Genomic DNA, 14,055 nt, shown 5'->3' with positions numbered 1-14,055 from the left:
AACGAAGGTAGAACACCATGGCACGACTGAAAGAGCTGTACCGGAAGGAAATCGCGCCCAAGCTGAAGGAAGAACTGAAGCTGGCCAACGTGATGGAAGTTCCGCGCATCACCAAGATCACCCTGAACATGGGGCTTGGCGAAGCTATCGGTGACAAGAAGGTCATCGAAAGCGCCGTCGCCGATCTGGAAAAGATCACTGGCCAGAAGCCGGTTGTGACTTACGCCCGTAAGTCCATCGCCGGTTTCAAGGTTCGTGAAGGCTGGCCGATCGGCGTCAAGGTCACCCTGCGTCGCGAGCGCATGTACGAATTCCTGGACCGCCTGCTGACTATCTCCCTGCCGCGCGTGCGTGACTTCCGCGGTCTGAATGCCAAGTCCTTCGATGGTCGTGGTAACTACAGCATGGGCGTGAAAGAGCAGATCATCTTCCCGGAAATCGACTACGACAAGATCGATGCGCTCCGCGGTCTGGACATCACCCTGACCACCACCGCCCGTACGGACGACGAAGGTCGCGCGCTGCTGCGTGCCTTCAACTTCCCGTTCCGCAACTGATTGGAGTAGGACATGGCCAAGAAGAGCATGAAGAACCGCGAGCTGAAGCGTCAGCGCACGGTTGCCAAGTTCGCCAAGAAGCGTGCTGAGCTGAAGGCGATCATCGCCAACCCGAACTCCACTCCGGAAGCTCGTTGGGAAGCCCAGATCGCCCTGCAGAAGCAGCCCCGTGACGCCAGCGCCAGCCGTCTCCGCAACCGCTGCCGCCTGACCGGTCGTCCGCACGGCGTGTACCGTAAGTTCGGTCTCGGCCGTAACAAGCTGCGCGAAGCCGCCATGCGTGGCGACGTGCCGGGTCTGGTCAAGGCCAGCTGGTAATGATCGTGCAGGGAGCCTTTCGCAAGACAGGCTCCCTTTGCGTGAGAATGAATCAGGCCCCCTATGGGGCTTGATTCATTTTTGATCGGTCACTAGAATGACCGGCTCGCCAGAGCCAGGCCTAAGCCTGTCCTGCGTTTCCTGGCGATTCAAGTGGCCGTAAGGCCATTCCTTTCTGTTTTAGGAGCATCAAGCCCATGAGTATGCAGGACCCGTTAGCGGACATGCTAACTCGTATCCGTAATGCCCAGATGGCTGAAAAGTCTGTCGTAAGCATGCCGTCCTCCAAGCTGAAGGTGGCGGTTGCCGACGTTCTCAAGAACGAAGGTTATATTTCCGGATACCAGGTCAGCAGCGATGCCAAGCCGCTGCTGTCCATCGAACTGAAGTACTTCGAAGGCCGTCCGGTCATCGAGGAGCTGAAGCGTGTGAGCCGTCCCGGCCTGCGCCAGTACAAATCCGTCGATCAGCTGCCGAAAGTACGTGGCGGCCTGGGCGTGTCGATCGTTTCCACCAACAAGGGTGTGATGACCGATCGTGCTGCTCGCGCTGCTGGCGTGGGCGGCGAAGTGCTCTGCACTGTGTTCTAAGGGGGGATAAGCATGTCTCGCGTTGCTAAGAACCCCGTCAAGCTGCCCGCTGGCGTCGAAGTCAAGCTGGCCGGTCAGCAGCTGTCGGTGAAGGGCGCCAAGGGTACCCTCGAGCTGAACATCCACCCCTCCGTGGAAGTCATTCAGGAAGGCGGCGAGCTGCGTTTCGCGGCCCGCAATGGCGATCAGCAGAACAAGGCCATGGCCGGTACCACCCGCGCGCTGGTCAACAACATGGTGATCGGCGTCAGTCAGGGCTTCGAGCGCAAGCTGCAGCTGGTTGGTGTGGGCTACAAGGCTCAGGCCAAGGGCAATGTGCTGAACCTGTCCCTGGGCTTCTCCCACCCGATCGACTACGAGCTGCCGAAGGGCATCACCGCCGAAACCCCCAGCCAGACCGACATCCTGATCAAGGGTATCGACAAGCAGCTGGTTGGCCAGGTGGCGGCCGAGATCCGCGACTTCCGTCGTCCCGAGCCTTACAAAGGCAAGGGTGTGCGCTACGCCGATGAAGTCGTCCTTCGTAAAGAAGCTAAGAAGAAGTAGGGCATAGCAAATGAGCGTAAAGAAAGAAACTCGTCTGCGTCGCGCTCGCAAGGCACGCCTGAAAATGCGCGAGCTGGAAACCGTACGCCTTTGCGTGTACCGCTCTTCCCAGCACATCTACGCCCAGGTCATTTCGGCCGACGGCGCCCAGGTCCTGGCCAGCGCCTCGACTCTGGACAAATCCCTGCGCGACGGTGCTACCAGCAACGTCGAAGCGGCCAAGAAAGTGGGTCAGCTGGTAGCCGAGCGTGCGAAAGCCGCTGGCATCACCAAGGTGGCTTTCGATCGTTCTGGCTTCAAGTATCACGGTCGCGTCAAGGCGCTGGCCGATGCTGCTCGTGAAGGCGGACTGGAGTTCTAAGTTATGGCAAATAACGACCAAAAGCGCGACGAAGGCTACATCGAGAAGCTGGTCCAGGTTAACCGCGTTGCCAAGACCGTGAAAGGCGGTCGCATCTTCACCTTCACCGCGCTGACCGTGGTGGGTGACGGCAAGGGCCGCGTTGGCTTCGGCCGTGGCAAGTCCCGTGAAGTGCCCGCTGCCATCCAGAAGGCGATGGAAGCTGCTCGCCGCAACATGATTCAGGTGGACCTCAACGGCACCACCCTGCAGTACGCCATGAAATCCGCTCACGGCGCTTCCAAGGTGTACATGCAGCCCGCTTCCGAGGGTACCGGTATCATCGCCGGCGGCGCCATGCGTGCCGTGCTGGAAGTGGCTGGTGTGCAGAACGTGCTCGCCAAGTGCTACGGCTCCACCAACCCGGTCAACGTGGTTCACGCCACCTTCAAGGCTCTGAAGGGCATGCAGTCCCCGGATTCCGTGGCTGCCAAGCGTGGCAAGAGTGTCGAGGAGATCCTCTAACCATGGCTAAAACAGTCAAAGTCACGCTGGTGAAGAGCGTGCACGGCCGTCTGGCCAACCACAAGGCTTGCGTCAAGGGTCTCGGCCTGCGTCGCATCGGTCACACCGTCGAGGTTCTGGATACTCCGGAAAACCGCGGGATGATCAACAAGGCCAACTACCTTCTGCGTGTGGAGGGCTAAGACATGCAACTGAACGATCTGCGTTCCGCGCCGGGTGCCCGTCGCGAGAAGCATCGTCTGGGTCGCGGTATCGGTAGCGGCCTGGGCAAGACCGGTGGCCGTGGTCACAAAGGTCAGACTTCCCGTTCCGGCGGCAGCATCGCTCCGGGCTTCGAGGGTGGTCAGCAGCCCCTGCACCGTCGTCTGCCGAAGTTCGGCTTCGTCTCCCTGAAGGCCTTGGATCGCGCGGAAATCCGTACCTCCGAGCTGGCCAAGGTGGAAGGTGACGTGGTCACGCTGCAGGCGCTGAAGGATGCCAACCTGATCAATCGCAACGTGCAGCGCGTGAAAGTCGTGCTGTCCGGTGAAGTTGCTCGTGCGGTAACCCTGAAAGGCATCGCTGCCACCAAAGGTGCGCGCGCGGCCATCGAAGCAGCTGGCGGCAAAATCGAGGACTAAATGGCTAAGCAAGGTGCTCTCTCAGCGCTCAGCAATGGTGGGTTGGCCGAGCTCTGGGCTCGGCTGCGTTTCCTGTTCCTGGCGATCATCGTCTATCGAATAGGGGCGCACATTCCGGTTCCCGGAATCAACCCAGACCGGCTCGCTGACCTGTTCCGGCAGAATGAGGGGACTATTCTTAGCCTGTTCAACATGTTCTCCGGCGGCGCGCTGGAGCGGATGAGCATCTTCGCGCTGGGGATCATGCCGTACATTTCGGCATCGATCATCATGCAGCTGATGACCGCCGTCAGTCCGCAGCTGGAGCAGTTGAAGAAGGAAGGTGAGGCTGGTCGGCGCAAGATCAGCCAATACACTCGCTACGGCACGCTGGTGCTCGCCCTGATCCAGGCTACGGGTATGTCCATTGGTCTGGCGGGGCAGGGCGTGGTGTTCTCTGCAGGTTTCGGTTTCCACTTCGTGGCGGTCACTACCTTCGTGGCAGGGGCTATGTTCATGATGTGGCTCGGTGAGCAGATCACCGAGCGGGGTGTCGGCAACGGCATCTCGATGCTGATCTTCGCGGGCATAGTCGCAGGACTGCCGGCGGCAATCGGGCAGTCCTTCGAGTCTGCTCGTCAGGGCGACATCAATATCTTCGCCCTGATCGCCATCGGCCTGCTCGCGGTGGCGATCATCGGTTTCGTGGTGTTCATCGAGCGTGGCCAGCGGCGCATCGCCGTGCACTACGCCAAGCGTCAGCAGGGCCGCAAGGTCTTCGCTGCGCAGACCAGCCACCTGCCGTTGAAAGTGAACATGGCCGGCGTTATTCCGGCCATTTTCGCCAGCAGCCTGCTGCTGTTCCCGGCATCCCTGGGGTCTTGGTTCGGTCAGACCGAGGGGCTGGGCTGGCTGCAGGACATCGCTCAGGCCATCGCTCCCGGCCAGCCGTTGAACATTCTGCTGTTTAGTGCAGGGATCATTTTCTTCTGCTTCTTCTATACGGCGCTGATGTTCAATCCGAAGGACGTAGCGGAGAACCTGAAAAAGTCCGGCGCCTTTATCCCGGGTATCCGTCCTGGCGAGCAATCGGCCCGCTACATTGATGGCGTGCTGACCCGCTTGACCCTGTTCGGTGCTCTGTACATGACGGCTGTCTGCCTGCTGCCGCAGTTCCTGGTGGTGGCGGCTAACGTGCCGTTCTATCTCGGCGGGACCTCGTTGCTGATCGTGGTCGTGGTTGTGATGGACTTTATGTCGCAAGTACAATCGCACCTCGTTTCGCACCAGTACGAATCCCTGATGAAGAAAGCCAACCTGAAGGGCTATGGCAGCGGCATGCTCCGCTGATCATGGTGCCGTAAGGTTCTAGGAGTTGGTGATGAAAGTTCGTGCATCGGTGAAGAAGCTGTGCCGTAACTGCAAAATCATTCGTCGCGAAGGTGTCGTGCGGGTGATCTGCAGCGCAGAGCCGCGTCACAAGCAGCGCCAAGGCTGATTGTGAGTAAACGCCAGAAACCCGACAGCTAGTGCGCTGTCGGGTTGATTATTCGTTTCTACAGCGCTAATATCTCGCGCCCTTTTCTTGGCTTCCGGGGCGTGGGTAGCTGTCAATTGGAGTTCCACTGAATGGCCCGTATTGCAGGCGTTAACATTCCGGATAACAAGCACACTGTTATCTCGCTGACCTATATCTACGGTATCGGTCGCACTACTGCGCAGAACATCTGTGCAGCTACCGGTGTCAATCCGGCAGCGAAAATCAAAGATCTCAGCGACGAGCAGATCGAACTGTTGCGTGGCGAAGTCGCCAAGCTCACCACCGAGGGTGACCTGCGCCGCGAAGTCAACATGAAGATCAAGCGTCTGATGGACCTGGGTTGCTACCGTGGCCTGCGCCACCGTCGCGGCCTCCCGGTTCGCGGTCAGCGCACCAAGACCAACGCCCGTACCCGCAAGGGTCCGCGCAAGCCGATCCGCAAGTAATCGCATTCGCGTATCGTCAGGAATCTAGTCATGGCAAAACCTGCTGCTCGTCCTCGTAAGAAAGTCAAAAAGACAGTGGTTGATGGCATCGCCCATATCCACGCGTCCTTCAACAACACCATCGTGACCATCACCGACCGTCAGGGTAACGCCCTGGCTTGGGCTACCTCCGGTGGCTCCGGTTTCCGTGGTTCCCGCAAGAGCACCCCGTTCGCTGCCCAGGTGGCTGCTGAGCGTGCTGGTCAGGCCGCTCTGGAATACGGTCTGAAGAATCTGGACGTGAACGTCAAGGGCCCTGGTCCTGGCCGCGAATCCGCCGTCCGCGCTCTGAACGCCTGCGGTTACAAGATTTCCAGCATCACCGACGTGACGCCGATCCCGCACAACGGTTGCCGTCCGCCGAAGAAACGTCGCGTGTAATAGGAGACAGTGAATAATGGCTCGTTACATTGGTCCTAAGTGCAAACTGTCTCGCCGTGAAGGCACCGATCTCTTCCTGAAGAGTGGTGTGCGCGCGCTCGAATCCAAGTGCAACGTCGAGTCGGCCCCCGGCCAGCACGGCGCTCGCCGCGGTCGTCAGTCCGACTACGGCACCCAGCTGCGTGAGAAGCAGAAAGTCCGCCGCATCTACGGCGTGCTGGAGCGTCAGTTCAGCAGCTACTACAAGGAAGCTGCCCGTCGCAAGGGCGCTACCGGCGAAAACCTGCTGCAACTGCTGGAATGCCGTCTGGACAACGTGGTGTACCGCATGGGCTTTGGTTCCACCCGTGCCGAATCCCGCCAGTTGGTCTCCCACAAGGCCATCAGCGTCAACGGCAAGACCGTGAACGTTCCGTCCTACCAGGTCAAGCCCGGTGACGTGGTTGCTGTTCGCGAGAAGGCCAAGAACCAGCTGCGCATTGCCCAGGCTCTGGATCTGGCTGCCCAGCGCGGCCGCGTCGAGTGGGTAGAAGTCGATGCCGACAAGAAATCCGGCGTGTTCAAGAGCGTTCCGGTTCGCAGCGACCTGTCCGCCGACATCAACGAAAGCCTGATTGTCGAGCTCTACTCCAAGTAAGGGCTAGAAAATAGGTGCATCCATGCAGATTTCGGTAAATGAGTTCCTGACCCCCCGCCACATTGATGTGCAGGAGGTCAGTCCGACCCGCGCCAAGATCACGCTCGAGCCTCTCGAGCGTGGCTTTGGCCACACCCTGGGCAACGCGCTGCGTCGCATCCTGTTGTCCTCCATGCCCGGCTGTGCAGTAGTCGAGGCCGAAATTGACGGTGTGCTCCACGAGTACAGCGCCATCGAAGGCGTGCAGGAAGATGTCATCGAAATCCTGCTCAACCTGAAAGGCCTGGCGATCAAGCTGCATGGCCGTGACGAGGTGACCCTGTCCCTGTCCAAGAAGGGCCCGGGCGTCGTGACCGCAGCGGACATCCAGCTGGACCATGACGTGGAGATCGTCAACGGCGATCACGTCATTGCCAACCTGGCCGACAACGGTTCGCTGAACATGAAGCTGACCGTACGCCGTGGTCGTGGTTACGAGCCGGCCGACGCCCGTCAGACCGACGAGGAAGAAAGCCGCAGCATTGGCCGTCTGCAACTGGATGCGTCCTTCAGCCCGGTACGTCGAGTGGCGTACGTGGTAGAGAACGCCCGTGTCGAGCAGCGCACCAACCTGGACAAGCTGGTCATCGACCTGGAAACCAACGGTACCCTGGATCCCGAAGAGGCCATCCGCCGTGCCGCGACCATCCTGCAGCAGCAGCTGGCCGCCTTCGTGGATCTCAAGAGCGACAGCGAACCGGTGGTGGTTCAGCAGGAGGACGAAATCGATCCGATCCTGCTGCGTCCGGTAGACGATCTGGAGCTGACCGTGCGCTCGGCCAACTGCCTGAAGGCGGAGAACATCTACTACATCGGTGATCTGATCCAGCGCACCGAAGTGGAGTTGTTGAAGACTCCGAACCTCGGCAAGAAGTCCCTGACCGAGATCAAGGACGTTCTGGCCTCCCGTGGTCTGTCCCTCGGCATGCGCCTCGACAACTGGCCGCCGGCAAGTCTTAAGAAAGACGATAAGGCAACTGCCTGATCGTCGTTATCACCGAACGTGAGTTTGGTAAGGAATTTGAACCATGCGTCATCGTAAAAGTGGTCGTCATCTGAACCGCACCAGCGCGCACCGCAAGGCCATGTTCCAGAACATGGCGGTTTCCCTGTTCGAGCACGAGCTGATCAAGACCACTCTGCCGAAAGCCAAGGAACTGCGTCGCGTCGCCGAGCCGCTGATCACCCTGGCCAAGGAAGACAGCGTTGCCAACCGCCGTCTGGCTTTCGATCGTACCCGCTCGAAAGCCGCCGTCGGCAAACTGTTCAACGAACTGGGCAAGCGCTATGCCAACCGTCAGGGCGGCTACCTGCGCATCCTGAAGTGCGGCTACCGTGCGGGGGACAACGCCCCCATGGCCTACGTCGAGCTGGTCGACCGTCCGGTCGGCGGTTCGGTAGAAGCTGCCGCCGAGTAAGGACCATTGTCCTCACGGAAAACCGGGCCCGGTGCCCGGTTTTTTATTGCCCGCGATTATCCCTCGTCCCTTTGCGCTGAATCGCAGCTCCCGTCGTGCCCCCTCGTCTTCATCCGGACTCCGGGGCCCCTCCGCACGGCCTCGCCCAGGGCGCGGCTCATTAATCAATAGCTATTGGATTCTTGCGTTTTATAAATTGGTTGCCCTCTAAGGGGCGGTCTAGTCTTGACTCATCCGGGCCGCGAGCCACGAGTGACCCGATACTGAGGAGAGAGGAGACGACAATGTCCACAGAAGTGAAATGTCCGTATCACGTTGCCGGCGGTGGTACCACCATCCGGGACTGGTGGCCCGAGCAACTGCGCGTTGACCTGCTCAGCAAGCATTCCGAGAAGTCCAATCCCCTGGGCGAGAACTTCAACTATCGGGAAGAGTTTAAGAAGCTCGATTACTACGCTCTCAAGGCCGACCTCAAGAAACTGATGACCGAGTCGCAGGAGTGGTGGCCGGCCGACTGGGGGCACTATGGTGGCCTGATGATCCGCATGGCCTGGCATGCCGCCGGCACCTACCGCATCGTCGATGGGCGCGGCGGTGCCGGGCGCGGTCAGCAACGCTTCGCGCCGATCAACTCCTGGCCGGACAACGTCAGCTTGGACAAGGCGCGGCGCCTGCTCTGGCCGATCAAGCAGAAGTACGGGCAGAAGATCTCTTGGGCCGATCTGATCGTCCTGGCCGGTAACGTGGCTCTGGAAAGCATGGGTTTCCGTACCTTCGGCTTCGGGGCCGGGCGCGAGGACGTCTGGGAGCCGGACGAGGACGTCAACTGGGGGGACGAAAAGGCCTGGCTGACCCACCGCAGCCCTGAGGCTCTGGCCATGAACCCCCTGGCGGCCACCGAGATGGGCCTCATCTACGTCAACCCCGAAGGCCCCAACGCCTGTGGCGACCCGCTCGCCGCCGCTCCGGCGATCCGCGCCACCTTTGGCAATATGGCGATGAATGACGAGGAGATCGTCGCCCTGATCGCTGGCGGCCATACCCTCGGCAAGACCCATGGGGCGGGGCCGGCCACCCATGTCGGGCCCGCCCCGGAAGGCGCGCCCATGGAAGAACAGGGGCTCGGCTGGCGCAGTAGCTACCGCAGTGGCAAGGGCCCGGACGCCATCACCTCCGGCCTTGAGGTGGTGTGGACTCAGACCCCGACCCAGTGGAGCAACTACTTCTTCGAGAACCTGTTCAAGTATGAATGGGTACAGACCCGCTCGCCGGCCGGGGCCATCCAGTGGGAGGCCAAGGATGCGCCGGAGATCATCCCGGACCCCTTCGACCCGAACAAGAAACGCAAGCCGACCATGCTCACCACTGACCTGACGCTGCGTTTCGATCCGGAGTTCGAGAAGATCTCCCGGCGCTTCCTCAACGACCCGCAGGCTTTCGCGGAGGCCTTCGCCCGCGCCTGGTTCAAGCTGACCCACCGCGACATGGGCCCTAAAGCCCGTTACCTGGGCCCGGAAGTGCCCAAGGAGGACCTGATCTGGCAGGATCCGCTGCCGGCGCCGGTGCACAACCCGAGCGCGGCGGACATCGCCGATCTCAAGGCGGCGATCGCCGCATCTGACCTGTCGGTCAGCGACCTGGTGCTCACCGCCTGGGCCTCGGCCTCCACCTTCCGTGGCGGTGACAAGCGCGGCGGGGCCAACGGTGCGCGCATCCGTCTGGAGCCGCAGCGCAACTGGGAGGTCAACAACCCGGCGCAGTTGGCCAGGGTGCTCGGCAAGCTGGAGGAGATTCAGCGCAACTCCGGCAAGGCCTCCCTGGCTGACGTCATCGTCCTGGCCGGGAACGTGGGCATCGAGCAGGCCGCGCGGGCAGCCGGCGTCCACATCGAGGTGCCCTTCACCCCGGGCCGGGTGGATGCCCTGCAGGAGCAGACCGACGTCGAATCCTTCGCCTTCCTCGAGCCGCGCGCGGACGGCTTCCGCAACTACCGCAAGGCCGGTGTGGCGGCCAGTACCGAGGCGCTGCTGATTGACAAGGCCCAACTGCTGACCCTGACCGCGCCGGAGATGACCGTGCTGGTGGGTGGCATGCGGGTTCTGGGCGCCAACTACGACGGCAGCCGGCACGGCGTTTTCACCGACCGGGTCGGCGTACTCAGTACCGATTTCTTCGTCAACCTGCTGGACATGGGGACCGAGTGGAAGCCGGTGGATGACAAGGCCGAGCTGTTCGAGGGCCGAGATCGCAAGAGCGGCGAACTGAAGTGGACCGGCACCCGCAACGATCTGGTGTTCGGCTCCAACTCGGTGTTGCGTGCCCTGGCCGAGGTCTACGCCTGCGAGGATGCCAAGGAGAAGTTCGTCAAGGACTTCGTGGCCGCCTGGGTCAAGGTGATGAACCTCGACCGCTTTGACCTAGAAGCCTGAGTGCCGGGCGGACGTGGGCGGCTCGCCCGTGCCCGCCAGCGCGCCGTCTGACCACGACGCCTTCCTCCGGGAAGGCGTCGTGCTTCGCGCTTGACCGGAACGGGTTGCGGGCGGAGCATTTGTTCATTTCGAGGCTGCAGCAAGGATTCCTGGCATGAAGGGCCATACCGAAGTCATCAACTACCTGAAGATCCTGCTCAAGGGCGAGCTGGCCGCTCGCGACCAGTACTTCGTCCACTCGCGACTGTACGAGGACTGGGGCCTGAGCAAGCTCTACGAGCGGATCAACCACGAGATGGAGGAGGAGACCCAGCACGCCGACGCGCTGCTGCGCCGGATCATTTTCCTCGAGGGCATCCCGGACATGGTGCCCAAGCCCTTCACCTTCGGGCAGACCGTGCCCGAAGCGCTGAAACTGGACCTGGCTGTGGAGTACGAGGTGCGCGAGGCGCTGCGCAAGGGCATCGAGCTGTGCGAGCGGCACCAGGACTACCAGTCCCGCGACATCCTGCTGGCACAGTTGAAGGACACCGAGGAGGATCATGCCTACTGGCTGGAAACCCAGCTGCGGCTGATCGACAAGCTCGGCCTGGAGAATTACCTGCAAAGTCAGATGTAGGCAGCGTTTGCTGCTCCTGCAAGCCAAAAAGCCAGGGCGGATTCGCTCTGGCTTTTTTGGTGGCCGACGGCCGGCTTAGGCGCGGTCGCGCTCCAGCAGCGGCCTGAGGAAGCGTCCGGTGTGGGAGGCGGGGTTCTCCGCTACCTCTTCCGGGGTGCCGGTGGCGATGATCCGCCCGCCCTTGGAGCCGCCCTCGGGGCCGAGGTCGACGATCCAGTCGGCGGTCTTGATTACGTCCAGGTTGTGCTCGATGACCACCACCGTGTTGCCGTGGTCGCGCAGGCGGTGCAGTACGTCGAGGAGCTGCTGGATGTCGGCGAAGTGCAGGCCGGTGGTGGGTTCGTCGAGGATGTACAGGGTCTTGCCGGTGTCGCGCTTGGACAGCTCGCGGGACAGCTTGACGCGCTGCGCCTCGCCGCCGGACAGGGTGGTGGCGCTCTGCCCCAGCTTGATGTAGGACAGGCCCACGTCGATCAGGGTCTGCAGCTTGCGGGCGATGGCCGGCACCGCGTCGAAGAACGCCCGGGCATCCTCGATGGTCATCTCCAGCACCTCGTGGATGGTCTTGCCCTTGTAGCGGATCTCCAGGGTCTCGCGGTTGTAGCGCTTGCCTTTGCAAACGTCGCAGGGCACGTAGATGTCCGGCAGGAAGTGCATCTCCACCTTGATCACTCCGTCGCCCTGGCAGGCCTCGCAGCGCCCGCCCTTGACGTTGAAGGAGAAGCGCCCCGGGCCGTAGCCGCGGGAACGGGCCTCCGGTACCCCGGCGAACAGCTCGCGGATCGGGGTGAACAGCCCGGTGTAGGTTGCCGGGTTGGAGCGGGGGGTGCGGCCGATGGGGCTCTGGTCGATGTCCACCACCTTGTCCAGGTGCTCCAGGCCCTCGAAGCTCTCGTAGGGCGCCACTTCCAGGCTGCTGGCGCCGTTCAGGGCGGTGGCGGTGATCGGAAACAGGGTGTTGTTGATCAGCGTCGACTTGCCGGAGCCGGACACCCCGGTGACGCAGGTGAACAGGCCGACCGGGATCTCCAGGGTGACGTTCTGCAGGTTGTTGCCGCGGGCGCCCTTGAGGTGCAGCAGCTTTTTCTTGTCCCGCGGGGTGCGCTTGGCCGGCACCTCGATCTTTTTGCGTCCGGACAGGTACTGGCCGGTCAGCGACTCTGGGTGGGCCATGATCTCGCTCGGGGTGCCCTGGGCGACGATCCGTCCGCCGTGCACGCCGGCGCCGGGGCCGATGTCCACCACGTAGTCGGCGAGGCGGATGGCGTCCTCGTCGTGCTCCACCACGATTACCGTGTTGCCCAGGTCGCGCAGGTGGGTGAGGGTGGCCAGCAGGCGCTCGTTGTCCCGCTGGTGCAGGCCGATGGACGGCTCGTCGAGGATGTACATGACCCCCACCAGGCCAGCGCCGATCTGGCTGGCCAGGCGGATGCGCTGGGCTTCGCCGCCGGACAGGGTCTCGGCACTGCGGTCCAGGGTCAGATAGTCGAGGCCGACGTTGACCAGGAACTGCAGGCGCTCGCAGATCTCCTTGAGGATCTTCGCAGCGATCTCGCCGCGCCGCCCGGTCAGCTCCAGGTGCGCGAAGTATTCGCTGGCCGCGCCAATGGGCATGGCGGTGACTGCCGGCAGGGTCCGGTCGCCGACCCACACGTGGCGCGCCTCGCGGCGCAGACGGGTGCCGTGGCAGTCCGGGCAGGGCTGGGTGCTGAGGAACTTGGCCAGCTCCTCTCGGACCACCTGGGATTCGGTCTCCCGGTAGCGGCGTTCCAGGTTGGGGATGATCCCCTCGAAGGGGTGGGCGCGGCGGACGATGTCGCCGCGGTCGTTGAGATAGCGGAACTCGACGTTCTCCCGGCCCGAGCCGTAGAGGATGACTTTCTGGTGCTCGGCAGCCAGCTCGTCGAAGGGCACCTCGAGGCTGAAGCCATAGTGGTCGGCCAGCGAGCCGAGCATCTGGAAGTAGTAGACGTTGCGCCGGTCCCAGCCGCGGATCGCTCCCTCGGCCAGGGTCAGCTCGCCGTTGACCAGGCGCTTGGCGTCGAAGAACTGCTTGACGCCCAGGCCGTCGCAGGTCGGGCAGGCACCGGCCGGGTTGTTGAAGGAGAACAGCTTGGGCTCTAGCTCGCTGATCGAGTGGCCGCATAGCGGGCAGGCGAAGCGCGCGGAGAAGATCAGTTCCTCGCCTTCCTCGCCCTCCATGGGCGCCACCAGAGCGATGCCATCGGCCAGCGCCAGGGCAGTCTCGAAGGACTCGGCGAGGCGCTGCTGGAGGTCGGGACGCACCTTGAAGCGGTCGATCACCACATCGATGCTGTGCTTCTTCTGCTTGTCCAGCTTGGGCAACTCGTCCAGCTCGTAGAGCTTGCCGTCGACACGCGCACGCACGAAGCCCTGGGCACGCAGCTCGTCGAACACTGCCAGGTGCTCGCCCTTGCGCTCGCGGATCACCGGGGCGAGCAGCATCAGCCGACGGCCTTCCGGCAGGGCCAGCACCTGGTCGACCATCTGGCTCACGGTCTGCGCCTCCAGGGGCACGTCGTGCTCCGGGCAGCGCGGGGTACCGACCCGGGCGTAGAGCAGGCGCAGGTAGTCGTAGATCTCGGTGATGGTGCCCACGGTGGAGCGTGGGTTGTGGCTGGTCGACTTCTGCTCGATGGAGATCGCCGGGGACAGCCCTTCGATGGTGTCCACGTCGGGCTTCTCCATCATCGACAGGAACTGTCGGGCATAGGCCGAAAGGGATTCCACGTAGCGGCGCTGCCCCTCGGCGTACAAGGTGTCGAAGGCCAGCGACGACTTGCCGGAGCCGGACAGGCCGGTGATCACGATCAACTGGTCGCGCGGCAGGGTCAGGTCGATGTTCTTCAGATTGTGGGTACGTGCACCACGGATGAGGATCTTGTCCACGGAGGCCTCGCAGCTGGCGGGCGGAAAACCACGAAGTATAAGGTTGCCCGGCAGGCAGCGGCAAAGTGGGAAGACCGTGCCGGCGCGGGGGCGGGCTGCTAGAATCGCCGGCTGTTTTCGAA

At 62.4% G+C, this 14,055-nt stretch carries 18 protein-coding genes; 17 read left to right on the top strand and 1 reads right to left on the bottom strand.

The annotated features are described in order from the left end of the window. Window positions 1–17 precede the first annotated feature (17 nt). The 17 genes from rplE (at window position 18) to bfr (ending at window position 11,023) form a co-directional block, all read left to right on the top strand. On the top strand, window positions 18–557 hold the full coding sequence (rplE, locus tag H165_RS0111860) for a 50S ribosomal protein L5 (protein WP_017939156.1): 540 nt from the start codon (window positions 18–20) through the stop codon (window positions 555–557). 12 nt (window positions 558–569) lie between these two features. Beyond that, the gene (gene rpsN / locus H165_RS0111855; RefSeq protein ID WP_017939155.1) at window positions 570–875 is read left to right on the top strand and encodes a 30S ribosomal protein S14; all 306 of its coding nucleotides are present in this window, start codon (window positions 570–572) and stop codon (window positions 873–875) included. Window positions 876–1,072: 197 nt separating this feature from the next. Further along, complete coding sequence (rpsH, locus tag H165_RS0111850; RefSeq protein ID WP_017939154.1) at window positions 1,073–1,465, top strand: 30S ribosomal protein S8; 393 nt, start codon at window positions 1,073–1,075, stop codon at window positions 1,463–1,465. Between the two features lie 12 nt (window positions 1,466–1,477). After that, the gene (gene rplF / locus H165_RS0111845; protein ID WP_017939153.1) at window positions 1,478–2,011 is read left to right on the top strand and encodes a 50S ribosomal protein L6; all 534 of its coding nucleotides are present in this window, start codon (window positions 1,478–1,480) and stop codon (window positions 2,009–2,011) included. Window positions 2,012–2,021: 10 nt separating this feature from the next. Next, window positions 2,022–2,372: a 50S ribosomal protein L18 gene (gene rplR / locus H165_RS0111840; protein ID WP_017939152.1), complete on the top strand. Its 351-nt coding sequence runs from the start codon at window positions 2,022–2,024 to the stop codon at window positions 2,370–2,372. 3 nt (window positions 2,373–2,375) lie between these two features. Further along, window positions 2,376–2,876 carry a 30S ribosomal protein S5 gene (gene rpsE / locus H165_RS0111835; RefSeq protein WP_017939151.1) on the top strand — a complete coding sequence of 167 codons (501 nt, stop codon included), beginning with the start codon at window positions 2,376–2,378 and terminating at the stop codon, window positions 2,874–2,876. A 2-nt stretch (window positions 2,877–2,878) separates the two neighbouring features. Then, the gene (gene rpmD, locus H165_RS0111830; protein WP_017939150.1) at window positions 2,879–3,058 is read left to right on the top strand and encodes a 50S ribosomal protein L30; all 180 of its coding nucleotides are present in this window, start codon (window positions 2,879–2,881) and stop codon (window positions 3,056–3,058) included. Between the two features lie 3 nt (window positions 3,059–3,061). Continuing rightward, window positions 3,062–3,496: a 50S ribosomal protein L15 gene (gene rplO, locus H165_RS0111825; protein ID WP_017939149.1), complete on the top strand. Its 435-nt coding sequence runs from the start codon at window positions 3,062–3,064 to the stop codon at window positions 3,494–3,496. Beyond that, window positions 3,497–4,825, top strand: a complete 1,329-nt coding sequence (secY, locus tag H165_RS0111820; protein ID WP_017939148.1) for a preprotein translocase subunit SecY — start codon at window positions 3,497–3,499, stop codon at window positions 4,823–4,825. It begins immediately after the preceding gene. 31 nt (window positions 4,826–4,856) lie between these two features. Beyond that, on the top strand, window positions 4,857–4,973 hold the full coding sequence (rpmJ, locus tag H165_RS19190; RefSeq protein ID WP_002555468.1) for a 50S ribosomal protein L36: 117 nt from the start codon (window positions 4,857–4,859) through the stop codon (window positions 4,971–4,973). 131 nt (window positions 4,974–5,104) lie between these two features. Then, window positions 5,105–5,461, top strand: coding sequence for a 30S ribosomal protein S13 (gene rpsM / locus H165_RS0111815; RefSeq protein ID WP_017939147.1), 357 nt, complete (start codon window positions 5,105–5,107; stop codon window positions 5,459–5,461). Between the two features lie 30 nt (window positions 5,462–5,491). Beyond that, window positions 5,492–5,881, top strand: a complete 390-nt coding sequence (rpsK, locus tag H165_RS0111810) for a 30S ribosomal protein S11 (RefSeq protein ID WP_017939146.1) — start codon at window positions 5,492–5,494, stop codon at window positions 5,879–5,881. Between the two features lie 16 nt (window positions 5,882–5,897). Beyond that, window positions 5,898–6,518, top strand: coding sequence for a 30S ribosomal protein S4 (gene rpsD / locus H165_RS0111805; protein ID WP_017939145.1), 621 nt, complete (start codon window positions 5,898–5,900; stop codon window positions 6,516–6,518). A gap of 22 nt (window positions 6,519–6,540) precedes the next feature. Then, on the top strand, window positions 6,541–7,542 hold the full coding sequence (locus H165_RS0111800) for a DNA-directed RNA polymerase subunit alpha (protein ID WP_017939144.1): 1,002 nt from the start codon (window positions 6,541–6,543) through the stop codon (window positions 7,540–7,542). Between the two features lie 43 nt (window positions 7,543–7,585). Continuing rightward, on the top strand, window positions 7,586–7,975 hold the full coding sequence (rplQ, locus tag H165_RS0111795; protein ID WP_017939143.1) for a 50S ribosomal protein L17: 390 nt from the start codon (window positions 7,586–7,588) through the stop codon (window positions 7,973–7,975). Window positions 7,976–8,259: 284 nt separating this feature from the next. Continuing rightward, window positions 8,260–10,404, top strand: a complete 2,145-nt coding sequence (katG, locus tag H165_RS0111790) for a catalase/peroxidase HPI (RefSeq protein WP_017939142.1) — start codon at window positions 8,260–8,262, stop codon at window positions 10,402–10,404. A gap of 154 nt (window positions 10,405–10,558) precedes the next feature. Further along, on the top strand, window positions 10,559–11,023 hold the full coding sequence (bfr, locus tag H165_RS0111785; RefSeq protein ID WP_017939141.1) for a bacterioferritin: 465 nt from the start codon (window positions 10,559–10,561) through the stop codon (window positions 11,021–11,023). 75 nt (window positions 11,024–11,098) lie between these two features. Here the strand turns inward: bfr and uvrA are convergent, their stop codons facing one another. Beyond that, on the bottom strand, window positions 11,099–13,933 hold the full coding sequence (uvrA, locus tag H165_RS0111780) for an excinuclease ABC subunit UvrA (protein ID WP_017939140.1): 2,835 nt from the start codon (window positions 13,931–13,933) through the stop codon (window positions 11,099–11,101). Window positions 13,934–14,055: the final 122 nt, after the last annotated feature.

This window comes from Pseudomonas thermotolerans DSM 14292, from assembly GCF_000364625.1.
Classification (GTDB): domain Bacteria; phylum Pseudomonadota; class Gammaproteobacteria; order Pseudomonadales; family Pseudomonadaceae; genus Aquipseudomonas; species Aquipseudomonas thermotolerans.
This window is presented reverse-complemented; position numbering and strand designations above follow the sequence as displayed.